The 15,131-nt window shown below is 47.3% G+C and carries 14 protein-coding genes, 1 tRNA gene and 1 riboswitch; of the genes, 3 read left to right on the forward strand and 12 right to left on the reverse strand.

The annotated features are described in order from the left end of the window. Positions 1 to 10 precede the first annotated feature (10 nt). Positions 11 to 2,569 carry a CRISPR-associated helicase Cas3' gene (cas3, locus tag EBA_RS18610; RefSeq protein ID WP_192376092.1) on the reverse strand — a complete coding sequence of 853 codons (2,559 nt, stop codon included), beginning with the start codon at positions 2,567 to 2,569 and terminating at the stop codon, positions 11 to 13. Positions 2,570 to 2,747: 178 nt separating this feature from the next. Here cas3 and EBA_RS18615 point away from each other — a divergent pair, with 178 nt between their 5' ends. Beyond that, positions 2,748 to 3,047: a transposase gene (locus tag EBA_RS18615; protein WP_192376093.1), complete on the forward strand. Its 300-nt coding sequence runs from the start codon at positions 2,748 to 2,750 to the stop codon at positions 3,045 to 3,047. Positions 3,048 to 3,129: 82 nt separating this feature from the next. Here EBA_RS18615 and EBA_RS18620 read toward each other — a convergent pair whose 3' ends face one another. The 11 genes from EBA_RS18620 to EBA_RS18670 form a co-directional block, all read right to left on the reverse strand. Next, positions 3,130 to 4,239, reverse strand: coding sequence for a tyrosine-type recombinase/integrase (locus EBA_RS18620; protein WP_192376094.1), 1,110 nt, complete (start codon positions 4,237 to 4,239; stop codon positions 3,130 to 3,132). 12 nt (positions 4,240 to 4,251) lie between these two features. After that, a complete protein-coding gene (locus EBA_RS18625; RefSeq protein ID WP_192376095.1) occupies positions 4,252 to 4,719 on the reverse strand; it encodes a helix-turn-helix domain-containing protein in 468 nt (155 codons plus the stop codon). Between the two features lie 201 nt (positions 4,720 to 4,920). Then, the gene (locus EBA_RS18630) at positions 4,921 to 5,445 is read right to left on the reverse strand and encodes a hypothetical protein (protein ID WP_192376096.1); all 525 of its coding nucleotides are present in this window, start codon (positions 5,443 to 5,445) and stop codon (positions 4,921 to 4,923) included. 194 nt (positions 5,446 to 5,639) lie between these two features. Further along, positions 5,640 to 5,861, reverse strand: a complete 222-nt coding sequence (locus tag EBA_RS18635; protein ID WP_192376097.1) for a hypothetical protein — start codon at positions 5,859 to 5,861, stop codon at positions 5,640 to 5,642. Between the two features lie 90 nt (positions 5,862 to 5,951). Further along, the gene (locus EBA_RS18640) at positions 5,952 to 6,950 is read right to left on the reverse strand and encodes a hypothetical protein (protein WP_192376098.1); all 999 of its coding nucleotides are present in this window, start codon (positions 6,948 to 6,950) and stop codon (positions 5,952 to 5,954) included. 386 nt (positions 6,951 to 7,336) lie between these two features. After that, positions 7,337 to 8,257: a DUF5677 domain-containing protein gene (locus EBA_RS18645; protein ID WP_192376099.1), complete on the reverse strand. Its 921-nt coding sequence runs from the start codon at positions 8,255 to 8,257 to the stop codon at positions 7,337 to 7,339. A 372-nt stretch (positions 8,258 to 8,629) separates the two neighbouring features. Further along, positions 8,630 to 9,670, reverse strand: a complete 1,041-nt coding sequence (locus tag EBA_RS18650; protein WP_192376100.1) for a tyrosine-type recombinase/integrase — start codon at positions 9,668 to 9,670, stop codon at positions 8,630 to 8,632. Between the two features lie 125 nt (positions 9,671 to 9,795). Next, a tRNA-Lys gene (locus EBA_RS18655) sits at positions 9,796 to 9,871 on the reverse strand. A 95-nt stretch (positions 9,872 to 9,966) separates the two neighbouring features. Continuing rightward, positions 9,967 to 10,515 (reverse strand): response regulator transcription factor, encoded by a 549-nt coding sequence (locus EBA_RS18660; RefSeq protein WP_192376101.1) that lies wholly within the window; start codon positions 10,513 to 10,515, stop codon positions 9,967 to 9,969. Next, positions 10,493 to 11,866, reverse strand: coding sequence for an ATP-binding protein (locus EBA_RS18665; RefSeq protein ID WP_192376102.1), 1,374 nt, complete (start codon positions 11,864 to 11,866; stop codon positions 10,493 to 10,495). The genes EBA_RS18660 and EBA_RS18665 overlap by 23 nt, the downstream gene beginning before the upstream one ends. 204 nt (positions 11,867 to 12,070) lie before the next feature. Continuing rightward, positions 12,071 to 12,346 (reverse strand): hypothetical protein, encoded by a 276-nt coding sequence (locus EBA_RS18670; RefSeq protein WP_192376103.1) that lies wholly within the window; start codon positions 12,344 to 12,346, stop codon positions 12,071 to 12,073. 376 nt (positions 12,347 to 12,722) lie between these two features. Continuing rightward, positions 12,723 to 12,806, forward strand: a riboswitch (cyclic di-GMP riboswitch). Positions 12,807 to 12,904: 98 nt separating this feature from the next. Between EBA_RS18670 and EBA_RS18675 the strand changes: the two genes are divergently transcribed. Next, the gene (locus EBA_RS18675; RefSeq protein ID WP_192376104.1) at positions 12,905 to 14,143 is read left to right on the forward strand and encodes a hypothetical protein; all 1,239 of its coding nucleotides are present in this window, start codon (positions 12,905 to 12,907) and stop codon (positions 14,141 to 14,143) included. Positions 14,144 to 14,209: 66 nt separating this feature from the next. After that, positions 14,210 to 15,046 carry a PEP-CTERM sorting domain-containing protein gene (locus EBA_RS18680; protein ID WP_192376105.1) on the forward strand — a complete coding sequence of 279 codons (837 nt, stop codon included), beginning with the start codon at positions 14,210 to 14,212 and terminating at the stop codon, positions 15,044 to 15,046. Positions 15,047 to 15,131 lie beyond the last annotated feature (85 nt).

Below are 15,131 nucleotides of genomic sequence, written 5' to 3' on the forward strand. Positions count from 1 at the left end.
CCAGACGGGATTAAAGTTTCTCGGCGCGGTAGCCAAAATGGTCGTAAGCCAATGCATAACCCGGTAACGCGGGGCCGCCATCCAGGGCTACCAAATCGCCGCTATCCATTAGTTTGGCAATTCTCAACGGACTTTCGCCCTTGTCCGCTTTGCCCAAATATAAATAGCCTTGTAGACCGCGCAAACGCTCGGCGGCCACCGGGGATGGCGCCAAATACTCGGCGACTCTGACTGTGTGTTGCAGCAATTGCGCGGCCAGTTCGCGGCGTTGCGACGGAGTCAGACCCTTGCCAAGTGTCGGTAAAACCAGTTTGCTATCATCTGGCAACAGCATGACAATCAGGCCATCGGTCTTATCGGTGCAATAGTTTTTCACCAGCAGTACTTCCACGCTGTCTTGCTCACCATATCGGGTGCTGGCCTTTTCTTCCGGCAACGTTTCCACCCCGAAGGAAACACCAAGCAGGGCCAGACGTTGCAAAACCTGGCGCTCTGCCTCCAGTAGATTGAAATACTTCAGCATGACGCCTTGCTCCTGTCGCGGCGCATAGGTTTGCTCGATCACTTGGCGAATCTGTCCCGGCAGATCAATGGATGGCAGGAATTGCCAAACCTCCAAACTTCTGCACAACACATAGGGACTGTAAACTTTGGCCGATTTGCTGAAAGCGCGTTCCGGTTCGTTTATCGCGGATTCTAAATCGGGCGCCAGTAACCAGGCCTCTTGGGTCGCACCGCTTGATCTTGGCGTATCGACATGCCGCCACAGTCGACCGAGACGCTGCAACAGCATGTCGCTGGGCGCAAAGCGCGAGACAAGAAAATCCGCGTCAATATCTAGGGATTGCTCCAATACCTGAGTGCCCACAAGAATCCGCCCACACCGGTTGCGACTGGCATGACCTTCTTGGCCGAAATGAGTAGTCCACAGTGCTTCATTGCGCTGCCGATCCAGTTTGCTGAAGCGCGAATGCAATATGCCGCACTCGACGCCGATATTGGCGCTACGACTTGCCAATTGTTTGAAACAAGCTTGCGCATCGGCCACGGTATTTTCGATCCATAATACCTGCTGGCCCTGTTCCGCCCGCAATAAAGCTTGCTCCAACGCCTCGGTGTCGCCGGCGATGCGCAGTTGAACTCGATTGTCGGGCAAGGCCGCTGCCGGTTGTTCTATTAACTCGCCCTGCCAAGGCAGAGCTGAAATTAGCGGATATTCTTCGGCTGCCGCCGGCAGGCCTGTCAATGCCTGCCGACGGTCCCTGGTCAGCGTGGCGCTAAGTACGATCACCGTGCAATGCAACTGACGCAAGGCTTTGACCAGTTCGTCCAGAATCGTGCCGGTATAACTGTCGTAGCTATGCACTTCGTCGAGGATTACGACCTTGCCAGCCAAGCCGAAGGTGCGAACGAAACCATGCTTAACATTCATCACCGCCATCAAAGCTTGATCGATGGTGCCAACCGCGAACGGCGCCAAAATGCCGCGTTTGCCGCCTTGAAACCAAGAGCCACCGGGATTGCCCTCCTTACCCAATTCCAACGTTTTCAGCCAAGCATTGCCGTGTAACAGCAAGGCTTGGCGGTGCGGACTTTGCGGGTGCAATATCCGGTTCAGGAATAAAGCAACCCGATCGTGGATTTTGTCGGAAGTCAGTTGCGTTGGTAATGCAAAATACAAACCGCTGGCCTGACCTTGACTCATCAGTTGGTAAGCGGCATATAGCGCGGCTTCGGTTTTACCGAGCCCCATCGGCGCTTCCAGGATATACAGACCGGGTCCGGTAACGCATTCAATGAAACTTGCCTGGCTGTCGCGAAGCTGTTTGCCATCGAAAATATCGGTAAAACTTAAATCTGCAACAAAATCCGGTTTTACGAACCCGGCTTGGTCCAGCGCCTGGTCTATGAGCGGCTGCCAGTCGACAGTTGGGTCGTCGAATAGCGAACCTGAACCGATCCAATCGGCGACGGCCGTCAAGCCGGCTAATAAGCGGGCGTGCAGCAGGTCAGTGATGACTGGGAAATTGGTTTGCAAGGCAGTTTGCAACGCTTTGACTAATTCGGCGCGGCGCATTTGCCAAAGATCTCCGCCAAAAACCGAATCGGTCGCCAGGCGAGAGCCAACTACTGGAGTGTATCCATGGTGCTGACCGAGAATCTCGGGAATAAATTTCCCCAACTTCAATTCATCAGCGGTGAGCTGACTTAGCCCAGCGTGTCCACCCCAGTTGTGTTCAAGCGTTGGATCAACTTGCTCCAGTCCTGTTTTAGAGTTCCAAATGTAATCGCTAGTGCCACGAAGAATTTTTTCTTGGAACGTCGGGCTAACTTTACCAATGTCGTGCGCAGCCGCCACAAGAACCGAGCCAACGGGAAACAGCGATTCAACTAACCATCGAGGTTGACGCATTAGCAAGGTTCGAGCAATTTCCCCTACTATTTGCGTATGATTGAGAACAGTTCTACCAAGAAGTTTTTTGCCGCTTCGATCCATCCACGTCTTAGCAAAACAATTTTCTAAGTCAGGTGCGAGAGTAATTTGCGAAGTTGAGCCACGCTTCAGCATACAAATCCATTTGCTTCGTTAGTTAAACGTCTAACATCTTAAATTGGCCGCAAAATTCACGCAAGAACTTTACTTAGCGCTCTATTTACATCGAAATAATTAGGGTTTAGGAGAGTCTGCTGGCCGATCAACCAAGAAACATGGCGCTTAGTAACGTCGCCAATGGTGTAAGGTTAATTTGGTTATCGATGCTGAAACCTTGGAAATCCTGGCCATTGAGGTGACTTCTAATCGTGAAGGTGATGCCCAAGTCTTGCCGGAGTTACTCAATCAAATTTCTGCCGATGAACGCATCGAGTTTGTCAGCGGTGACGACGCGTACGGACACAAAGAAGGTACACACCGCGATTTCCTAACGGAACACCGAGGCAATTATCCCCGTCCGCAAAAACGGCAAACCCTGGAAAGAAAATACCGCAGGCGCCAAAGCACGAAACGAAACGCTGCTGGCGATGCAGTCCGTTGGGCTCAACACTAGGTTTAAAGGGTAATAATTTCCGCCGTTATTTATTCGCCAGTATAAATGAATTGGTTTACAGATTCGAACTCGGTGGTCGAGTTTAGATTGAAAAATCCATTTGATGAATTTTTAACGCTTGTATTACAGCATGGGCAATTACATCTGCCCCCTGTGAGTTGATTTTTTGTGGATTTTTCAGTGCTTGAATAATTTCGCCTTGCCGGCTTTGCTGCACCTCCCCATAGCTGTACAGCGTCGTCAATACGTCTTCATGTCCAAGGTTTTGGCTCCAGGCTTTGAATTGCTCAGGCGTTTGACAAAGTTGCTGCCCAAAGTTTACCAGCGTTTTTCTAAATGAGTGAGGATTGAAGTATGGCAAACCCGCAGATTCAAATGATTCACGAAAAATGGTGCGTATCGGCGTTGCGTTGCTCCAATGCGCCCTTGCTAACCCAGAGGCTACAAAACCTCTGTTTTCGCTGACGGTCACATGGGTTTTAGGAAACAGCGGATCATCATTACCCCAGAGAAGTTCGTCTTTGAGGTAGCGAACCCAGTCAAGGAAGATTTCCAGAATCTCGTCACCGACCGGAAAAAAGTAGGTGGTGAAGGTTTTGCTGAATTTGGTTTTCACCTCCCGAGCATCCTGAAACACGCTATTACCGACGAGGTCGATGTGTTGCAACTTCATTGATGCGATAGCGCTATCTCTGGCTCCTGTTGCCAAGGTAAAGGCAATCAAGGCGCGGTTGCGTCTTTCGATGTCGGTCTGGTACGGCATCGCTCGAATGACGTGCTTGATTTGCTCTACGGTCGGTTCAGCGGTTGGCCGTTTTGCGGTGGCAATCCGTACGTCTTTTTCCGACAGGTTGAAATATTCCGAGTCGCTGTAGTTGATGCGCGATTTGTAGCCGGGTTGCATGGCCAGCCATTGGAAAAACGTTTTCAGTTGGCCTAGCGTGGAATGCAACGTTGCCTTACTGATCGGCTTGCCGGTTTGCTGGTTGGTCTGCCGGCCAAGGTGTTGTTTGAAGCCTACGGCCTGTTGAAAATGAAAGGCCTTGAAATCACGGTGCTTGTTATACGCTTCAAAGCGACTGATAGCCTTGGCGACAGCGTCGACCGAACTTTCATTTTGACGCTTAGCTTCCTTGAGAAAGGTAAAGTATTGGCGCTTGATGCGCTCGTTATTCGCGTTGTATTTGGTCATGGTTTCATTTCACTAGTTGAAGTCACTGTTTACGAGGGGTTTGAAACTATCGTTTATGTGTTCCAGTGTTTTCGTGTGCGTGATGTCTAATTGCCCGCGAATGGCATCCAAGCGGGTTCCTTTAATGAATTTGTTGATGATGCCGCCGCAGTCTGGACAAAGTCCAATCAGGCGCCCGGTGTCGCCATTGCGCGGTTCAAAATCTGCCATGTTTCCAGCTGGCCGTTGCGGAATCCGACAGCGAACACAATAAATTTCGTAAGGCTGGCATTTGCTTTTTCGGCTTACCCGTTTGTTTTGCCAATACAGGCGGAGGTCTGCGCCGCTGATCAGAATCGGCCGATTTTGATCGATCATAGGTAATCCGGACTTTATCCATTGCCTCACTGTGTTTTTATGTACCGAATAAAGCATCGCAATTTCTTCTACCGAGTAACTGCGGTGGATTTTGGCGCGGTTGGGGTTTTGGAGTTTAGCCATTCGGCCTGCTCCGCTTTGCAGCCATCCATTCCAAAGCCGGTTGATGGCAAAACATGAGATCGCCTAGCACATGGTACATATCTATAAAGCTGTCCATATAGCGACAACAAAACACCAGAAAAACAGCCGCACTTGTCTTGATAGCGAAAACAACTCGCTGGTTTTGAGATAGTAATTTGCTGATTTGTCCTAATAGCGACATCATTTAGTCCTCATGCCGACAACAACTTTTAACTCGGGCCGTTTGTTTCTCTTCGGCTTGAGTTGCGCTTCGTGCCAAGCGTCGACAAAACGTTGATCGATATTTGCCTTGTTCTCCAATTTCCAAAGATTTGAAGGTACTCGGGTTGGCGATACATCGAGTTTGCCGTCGCATTCGTCAATCGCCAGCCACGTCAGGGCATACAACGAACATTTGTTTCGGCCGCCCTGGCGGGTTTGCTCGATAAAGCCGTTTGCCAATAACTCGGTCAAGGCGCTGTGTACGGAACCTTGAGAAGTCCAACCGTACAGCTTCATGATCTTAGGTGCCGCCGCAAGGTCGCCGTTGTTATTGCCGTTGAACTGCGCCACCAGGTTATCGAGTAAATGTGCAGCCATATGGCTCAACACTGACGCAGGCGAAGGCTGGCTGGTTTTTATGTTCGCACGAAAGATGTGGTGCGGTTTCGCTCCAAACGTTTGGCCGGAGCGGCGGCCTTTGAATTTTTGTCTTTTGTCTACCATTAACTGGACTCCATACAATTCAATCCTGGATGCCAACAACAGGGATTTTTCAGCCATCAGAAATAAAATCACTGTAGTTTTGCGTTGGAAGGTGCGAGTTATCTGGGTTTGTCCCGCATTGCACATGCGAAACCGGCTATCTGTGCCCGATTATCCGAATCGGTAGCCGGCAAGCAGGGGCAGAACAAGCCGAGTTACGCGCCTCTGCGGTTGGCTAAGCAGTTGGTAAAGGTTGGAATATGCACCAGAAACTTTCTGGCATTGACTTTGACGAACGCTTCTTTAAAGCCGTTGGCGTCGCGGTTTTTGAACAACCAATTGAACTCAGACTCTTTCAACGGGTTGTCGGGGTGGGTGGCAAAGGTATTTTTTGGGCAAAAGTCGCCCAAGGTTGTATGCATCGACGTATCGGTCATATGAAAGCCTCACGAGTTGTTTAACATTGTGAGGCTATGGTATTCGGGTCTGATAGGCCTGTTTTCTAAACGGCTAAATGTCCAAAAATATCAGCTAATGTCCTGCTTAATGTCCGTTTTTTTAAAATACCGGTCAAATCGTTTTTTAAATGCCGCTCGATCAATCGGCTTGTCTACACCCTCAATAACTATAGCGATGAGCTTACTTCTCTCATAGACACCTTCAACAATAATTCCACGAGGCTGATTTTCGACCATAAACGACATTAATTCAGCCCATTTAGGCGTTCTGTTACACTCAGAAATAAATCTATCAAAACTAAGCCTTATTGCTTCAAATCCGTCATTTGATCGCTGTAATTCCTTTACTCGAACTGGATTTCTTTTTTTTGAAATTTGGCTTTCCGTATAGTCAATGTCGTCATAAAAAGTAATGCCTTCACGAACTACTTCGACAAGAAACTCTTTATACCAAAGTAATGCCTGTATATCACGCGAAATCAAATAGTTTTTATTTAAAAACTCTTTTTCATGCGGCGCCATGAATGAAAGTCTAATATCATACTTGGCATCAAAAAATTCGAACTCATCCTCACAGCCATTTTCTTTGAAATATTTCGCCCTCGCTTCTTGGTGTTGCTTGGATTCTTCCAACGATGGCATAATAAAATCCTCCCAAGCACCAGTAATTAATTTGCAATAAAGCTCTGGAATTTCGGATGCACTAAATGCGTTACGAGGGGTCATTAGTTGATTGATACCCTCGTCGAGTAACAAATCAACATTATTTAATTCTTTTTTTGCCCATATTCTGGGATCAATGGAATGACTAATAGGATCAAGGCTACAACCCATTAATGCCTCGTATACGCCCCATGCTCCAGCCTCCCAATGATGTATGGCCAATCTAATTTCAATTTGCTTATCATTCAAAGACGCATAAAATTCCGTGGCTGCCGATAAATCTTTTATTCTTGGCTGAATTAAGTTGGAGAACAAAGAAGGCCATTCTATGGTTTTACTGTTAGCCGAATACACTTCCATTCGAACATAAGCCTCTAATAAAAGTTTTCTTTGCTCTTCATTCATTTCTTATTTCCAAATAAAATATTCGACGTTCAGTTAATTGAGCATATATACGATGCCGAATATATTTTTTATAAAATCCAATCGAACAACCTATCGCTTCGTTAAGAATCTGACTTTTGTGTTCAGTACAGAAGTGAGCATAGCGGTCTGTACTGATTAGGCTTTTATGTCCTAAAATTTCCGCTATTTCCTTGAGCGTACGACCGTCACGTGCCAACGTCGATGCTGTGTCATGCCCCATACCCAGTTTGGCAATACAACTCAATTTTCAAATGGACGTACATGCACCCAGTTTGGAAATTCAGTAACTTGCAATTAATGAATTGATGTGGACTTGGTCAGGTTTCAGAATGGCAAAACCTGACCATATGAATAGATTCTCTTGTCTAAATACCGTCAATCGTTGATTTAGTCCACCCATCTGGAAATTCACACTTTGCAAGTTGGTTTTGTATTTTGTGATGCATCATCTCAATGATTGATAAAGACTCGGTAGATTTATCAATCACAGAATTAAATTTGAAATATTTTCCAAGTAATAGCATGGTCTCTAGAAAATATCGCATACTCCATAAGCAAATAAAAATACTAAAAGAATGTTTTTCTGATTTTGCTCGTTTTTCTAAATCAACATCGTCTGTTAATGAGTACAACAGGCTATTAATTAAATCTTCTGGATTTTGATGAGATTGGCCACACATGGCTCGATATACCGTTTGGTATTCAACTTCACGATCAAGTTTTTTATAAATATCATAAATGGTATATTTTTCTGGTTTAGCTGGCCAAATACCACCAATTGATTCAATGAATGCTTTACATATGGATTTTGCGCCATCCTCAACTTCATTTTTGTTTTTAATGAGGCTATTGTAAAAATCAGAATCGGCCATGGTATCTGCGACGGACTTCCAATGTCCATTTTTATGCATTGAATCAGAATAGTAATACGCTAAATAATTAGAAATATTGTCTACAACATTTCCAGTTAATAAGGATTGTATTTTTAATGTTGATTCAGAAAGAGTTCGAGCACTAATTTCTGCATCTTGTAAATGTCCGTTAGCAATGAGCGTGATCATGCTTCCAAATGAATTTGATGATCTGTGTATCATATCGATAAAAAAACCATCTATTGGGTTATTTCTATCTTGAAAACACTTAGTATCAAGACACTCGATGAATAGCAAGAAAGGCGCATATGTTTCAGTGGTCGCCCACTTTAGACCATATTCCATCGTATCAATAGAAATATTGTGAGTACTGCAAAATATTTTAGCTATTTTTTCAATTTGATCATTATTCATATGGGTTGGCAATTAAGACTTATTTGTAGTTTTTTTAAATCGCGTTATCTTTTTTCTTCAAAAATCTCTTGCTACATATATAAAATTCATGTTTATTCTCCATTCTCAGCTGATTTACTAAATAAATTTATCTTGTAAGCTGATGTTATGCCAAGATAAGTTGTAAAACCATATGACGCTGAAGTTATCATTCAGCGTAATTCTTCAGAATCATAGACAGCAAGTCGATGTCAAGTTTGGTGCAGACACCAGTCATTCAATCCATCTAAATTTCGATATGCCAATTGGCCGGTGTTGGCCGAACAGAGACTAACAATTAATACTGATAGTCTCTTTTGTGGTCAGTAAATCTAAGTGGCATGAACGCTGAGCCTAGAAATTTAGTGATCGGCTCATTGTTTCGTTGAGAATTTGGCTTTTGTGTTCAGTGCAGAGATGTGCGTAGCGGTCGGTACTGATTAGGCTTTTATGTCCTAATATTTCCGCTATTTCCTTCAGCGTACGACCGTCACGTGCCAACGTCGATGCGGTGTCATGCCGCATATCATGCCATCGAAAGCTTTTGATATTGGCAGCCTTCAAGCAACTGGCCCATTGTTTTTTATAGTCGAATGGCTTATTGGGATCAGTTGTTGATGGAAATAATAATCGACTTCCTACTTCCCGATGTTTTTTGAGTTCATCCAACGTGACACTGGGAATAGGTGTATGTCTCGGCTGGCCATTCTTGGTGTCGGCTAGAAGGGCCAGGCCCTTGTCAAAATCAATATCACACCAGCGCAATTGATCGAGTTCGCCTTTGCGCATTCCAGTGGTCAGCGCCATCAGGACTTTTAGATAAAATTTGCCACCAATCGCTTGGGCGGCGCGAATCAGACGCGGTTTTTCTTCATCAGATAGATAGCGTATGACTTTATTGTCTACAGTTTGAGAGCGAACTTTTTTACAGGGATTTTCGTCGATGTATTGTTCTGCAACCGTATCGTCCTCTTGCTGCCGTGTGGCAAAATCCATGACAGAGGATAAAACAGCCAGGTAGCGGTTGTAGGTGGCTGGGGCTTGCGTACGTTTGGGCCTGAGCTTGAGTCGAATTTCATCGGGTGTGATTTCCGGTAAAAGCGTTTTGCCGAATTGATCGGCCCACCATTTGACTAAACGCGCACGGTCGTGGTCTTTGCCCGTCCACCAGGCCATGTATTCATCGGCCAGACGATCAAAAGGAATGGTGCATGGACGAATGCCCTTGGCTTCGAATTCTTGATATTCTAGAACAGACCGATTGCCCCAAGTGCGGGCATCTTGCTTCCGTCGAAAAGTTTTAGTTTTGATTCCCTTACCAGATTTGGTAAGAATTGTGCGGTAACGAGTTTCCCCGTTTTTGAGATCAACTTTGATGATATGAAAATTTAGCATCTGTGCTTCCTCATGCTAGAGGGTTAAAACACAACTACCAGTAAAATCACTGTAGTCGGCTGTTTTAGCACACAGTTACTGAAGCTTAAAGTCCTTGTAAGCTTTTGTTTTTTCAATCAATTCAGTGGTGGGTCGTGTGCGATTCGAACGCACGACCATCGCATTAAAAGTGCGGTGCTCTACCGGCTGAGCTAACGACCCTGAATGAGCCGCCCATTATACTTAAAAATATCTTCTTTGCAACGATTAATTGTAATAAATACAAAAAATAGCCTCATCTCGTCCCAAATCCCGCTTCATTCCTTTACCGGCCTTTTTTCCAGCTTTCTTTGCAAGGTTCTTCTGTGCATATTTAAGGCTCTCGCTGCGGCAGAGATATTGCCATCATGTTGCATCAGCACTTTTTGCAAATGCTCCCACTCCAAGCGCTTCACCGATAGCGGGTTATCGCTGATGGCTACCGTCGCATCGCCTTCGTTTTTGTACAAGGCATTGACAATCTCATCGGCGTTCGCCGGCTTAGTCAGATAATGAATCGCCCCCAATTTAATGGCCTCCACGGCGGTGGCAATACTGGCGAAACCGGTCAGCATGACAATTTGGGTATTGTCATCCAAGGAAATCAATTTCTTGACCATTTCCAGACCGGAGTCAAACCCAATCCGCAAATCGATCACCGCGTATTCAGGCTCGGTTTGTTCTGCCAATTTCATTGCCGTATCGACATCGTTGGCGACAGTCACTTGAAAATTTCGTTTTTCTAACGCTGGCTTCAACACCGAACAAAAGGTGACGTCATCGTCGACCAGCAGTAAATTGGGCTTATCCATAGGTAATTGGGTCATGCGTACTCTCCTTAGCTAGTAACGGCAAACTGATCTCAACGCAGGCGCCGCCCGACTGTAAATTACTGAACTGTATTTTACCGCCGAGTCGCTTGATGGTGGTGTAGGTCAAGAACAATCCAACACCCATGCCCTGCTTATTACTTTTGACCGGTTGGTGCCCTGCAAACTCGATAAACTCAGCGGGCAAGCCCGGACCAAAATCCCTGATTTTCAAGTTTAATGTATCCTCGTTCCATTCAACATGAAACTCGATACCAGCATCGACCGGGGACGCCTCGGCAGCGTTATTAAGGATATTGATGATGGAGTGGGTCACCGTACGTTCCGCAATTACTCGCGCCTCCATATCGACATCCGGCGAAATAAATAGCTTGAGCCGAGTAGCAGCTTTATGCGTCCGCCACTGCCCCAGCACTTCATCGATATACTCACTTACCAGCATTACCTTACCGGACTCGGCCCGCATCTCGCCGGCGGAGGCCGACATTACCGACAAGGCCTGTTTGCAGCGGTCGATCTGCTGCTGAACAATCACCAGTTTCTGATGCAAATCCGGGTAACGATGCTCTGACAACTCTTCAGCCATCTCATGAGTTAAAATCGCAATCGTACCCAGCGGGGTCCCCATATCGTGCGCGGCGCTAGCGGCTAAGGTGCCCAGCGACACTACCCGCTCGTCTCGCAACGCGCTTTCGCGGGCATCGGCCAGATTGCGCTCACGCTCTTTTAAGGTTTTGGACAGCTCGACCACGAAAAAGGCCACTAAGCCGGCGCTAAACACAAAACCAAACCACATGCCAAATACATGCAGATTGAAATAGCGCCTGTCGTTCATCAAATGCATTTGTAACGTCATTTCCGGCGTCATTTCCGCCATCGCCGGATGAGCCATATGCGGCTCCACCGCCGGCAACGGTACGTTGTAGGCTATCAGTACCGTATAGACGCAGGACGTAATGATCACCATATTCCAGGCATAAGCCTGCGGCAGCATGATGGCGGTAACAATCAACGGCAACAGAAACACCCAAATGATCGGATTTGACGCGCCGCCGGTCAGATAAAGCAAATAAGCCAAGGCCAACACATCCATGCATATTTGCGAAAAAATCTCATGTTCGGTGACTTCCTCCGGCGTTCTCAGTCGCAACCAGGTATAGAGATTGAGTATCGAAATCGCAAAAATCGCCAGCCACAACTGGTTTTGCGGCAAATTGATACCCAGGCCATTCACTGCAAGAAACACCGCGACAGTGACGGCAAACAGCATCAGGTTTCTGAGGATGTATAGCCAACGCAGGTTTTCCCGAATAGATATTTCGGCTTTAGGCAGGATGTGTGAAAGCATAGAAACAACAGTAAATTGACGAAAGCTTATTGGCGATATCGCACCGCCGATCGTTTAAGAAGGCGCAAAGCCGATCAACTTAGGATGCCAGTACCCGAACAACGCAAAATCGATTTAGCTATACACGACGACATCACCCTTGCGCGCGTAAGGCGCATGTGACCGTTTATAACAAATCGGCGCTTTGAACGATAGTGTGGCATATCACGCACTTGCTAAGCGCCAGCCACCGTTTTTATCCACCCATCTCATGCTTAGCCAATACCAGAAAGTCATAGGCAACATCATGGCGAACCACTCCCAATCCTCGATTAAAAACAATTTGGCCACCCAGCCATTACCATCGAAATAGAGCGTCCAAGGCACGCAGTAAAAGGTAAAAACGATACTACTCCAGATCAGTAGCAACGCGCCTTTGCGAGTTTCTATACTGGATAGCGCCAGGAACACCCAGAGCGGGGTTTTATCGGTTTTTTGCATACTTCTTCTCCACTGAAAAATCTATCGCCAAGCCAATTAGCAGGGCAACAACCTAACAACAAATGACTAGAAAAGAAAGAAATTCCTGAGCGAATCCGCCAGAACAATCCTCTCCTCCCATTCCAGAAACCCTATCAGTAATTAAACTGTGTTATATAAAACAAGTCTCTGAGTTATTTCCCCGTGTTTCGACAACCACCCAACGAAACCACCCTACGTAAAAAGGTCACAATTCTTTGAAACTTATACATTTTATTAAGATGGCCGATTATTCGCTTTAGATACCGTGCTTGCTTCAGGGATTTGCTTTCCAGCTGCGGTTATCAGGTCTTCATTCCTGCCATGTCTACCGCTGGCTCATCGGCAAATCGGTGAACGCAAGGATTGCCACACCCGTCGTGAGGCGGGGCCGGAAAATCACGGTTCTTAAAAACAATTTAAAGAAGGCCGGATTGCCCCATGTACGACATGGGTGCTGAGCAAAGTTTGACGCAATGTGATTGATCAAGCTTTGTCGGTTTCGCTGTTGCATTTATTTTAATTAAAAAGAGGATGATCATGATTTTTCGCAAAACCGCTATAGCAGCTCTCTTGACAACCGGTCTGGCTGGCGTTTCCGGCCAAGCATTCGCGCATCAGTATTACAACTTGACGGGGGCAGGCACCGTGGCCTCCGGGGATTCCGCCATAGGCTTTGGGATTGCAAATAGCATTAACGGCACTGACGGTGTTTCAGCCAACTCCAACGGCACCAACCGCGTTGCCAACGGCACCAATACTTATACTGTCGGCGACTTAACCGCCAATACTTTGATACCAGGAACCGGTACAGCAGCTGCGACCGCTACCGAGGTATCCGGCAACCTGCCTTATATGTGGTACTCCGGTCAGCATACTTATGGTGGTACGGGCAATGTAGTCAAAGCCAACAGCTCAGTCGTAGGCGTCTCAGCCGGTGCCACCAAGCGTGAAATTTTTACCGGCAGCAGCGTTACTGACAATACCGGCTCTTTGGCCAATGTTACCGGAACTGGAAACGGCAACAGCATCACCTTGCCAAACGGTCAAGTGATACAAGCCCCGTCAACAGGAACTTGGGGTACCAATGTAACTACCGGCTTGTGGAATGCTTATAACGCCAAAAACACAGGCGCCAACGCGTCTACATGGGGCACAATCATGGCCGACCTGCCGACCTCGGGCCCAAATGCCGGCGATCATCCCTACATTGCAGTCGCCGGCAACTCAGCCGAAACCGGCCTTGGCCTGGATTACGGTTTGATTCATATCAGCTGTGGTGACAATAGCGCTACCGATAACTGCGCGACGACCGGCAACGTCTTAACCACCATCAGCATCAAAGCCGATACCGACTACGCTGCAAACAATCTCGCATCCGGCGGGTTGCTGGATGTAGCCTTGTATCGCGGCGCCGACTCCAGCTTAAGTTCAAGCCGCACAGCCGCGGCTGATATTACTGGCGCAGCACCGACCGACATTCAAGGCTCAGACCTGGGTGCGGCAATTTGGAGCGCTCATGCAACCAGTCTAAGTGATTTACTGTCTTTCAGCTTTATTTTCAACCAAGCCGAGTGGAATGCCACCGATACAGCTGGCCTATCGGAAACGAATGGTTTCTATACCTTGGTGGTTGGCGCTCACGGCGGCTCAGCGTTATCAGGCTTAACCTATGACGTGTTGGTTACCACTTCGGCGGTTCCAGTACCTGGCGCAGTTTGGTTGTTCGGCAGCGCAATGGCCGGCTTGATTGGCTTCGGTCGTCGTAAAAACGCTTAAACCCCTGATTATGTGCGGCAATGCAAAAACAGCATTGCCCCTCTTTTATTTTTATGAGGTAACACAATGGTAACTTCTTCTTTGTTCAAACAATCGACTTTGGCAGCGGCTATTGGCGGCCTGATGCTGGTAAGTACCAGCGCCAGTGCGCATCTGACTTACAACGCGGCTGGCCCTAACGTGAGTGATAACGATAACGCGTCATGGACCGGCGACGGCATGGACTCGGCATACGCCGGCAGTTTGCCAATTGCCTGGACGGCCTATATCGACAATCAGGGTGGCGTACCCTACTCTTTGACCGCCAGTTCGGCCGACGCTCAAGGGCAGACCGGTAACAGCAGCTATATTCTAGGCGCTGGTGCATATTCGTACTTGGATACCCGTGGTTTAGGTGATTTCCCACCACCTAACTGGGGGCATTCGTCCGATTTCGCAATGTTTGAGTTGGGTACGAACGCAGACGTAACCATTACTGTGAGTGCCGATTTGAATTCCGGCTTACGTTCAGCCTTCGGTGTATGGAGCGGCTGGGATACAGGCGGCGGATCAAGACACGGCGCTTATCCCAATAATGGCGCATACGACCCAATGGCGGCATTTCCCTTAGGTGCGAATCTGGAGTTGATCAACGGCAGCACCAGCACTTGGGCCTATGACGACAATTCAGATGGTACCGCCACCTTAACTTTGACTAATTTGGCCGCCGGTCAATACACTATGATTATTGGTGGTTACGACGGTCCTTTGGCGGGACATTCTGCGGGAAGTAACCTGGCTTATTCCGCAACTATCTCTGCTGCCACCGTTAGTTCACCGGTTCCAGTGCCTGGCGCTGTCTGGTTGTTCGGTACTGCACTGATGGGTTTTCTTGGTCTAAGCAAGCGTAAAGGCTGGGGTTAACAGAAAACCAGGGGACGGATTGCCTCAAGGAGTCGGGCGCAATGTTTTAAACAGGAAGGATAAAACGTAGATTGTTGACGGATTA

The sequence above is a fragment of the Methylomonas albis genome (assembly GCF_014850955.1).
GTDB classification, from domain to species: domain Bacteria; phylum Pseudomonadota; class Gammaproteobacteria; order Methylococcales; family Methylomonadaceae; genus Methylomonas; species Methylomonas albis.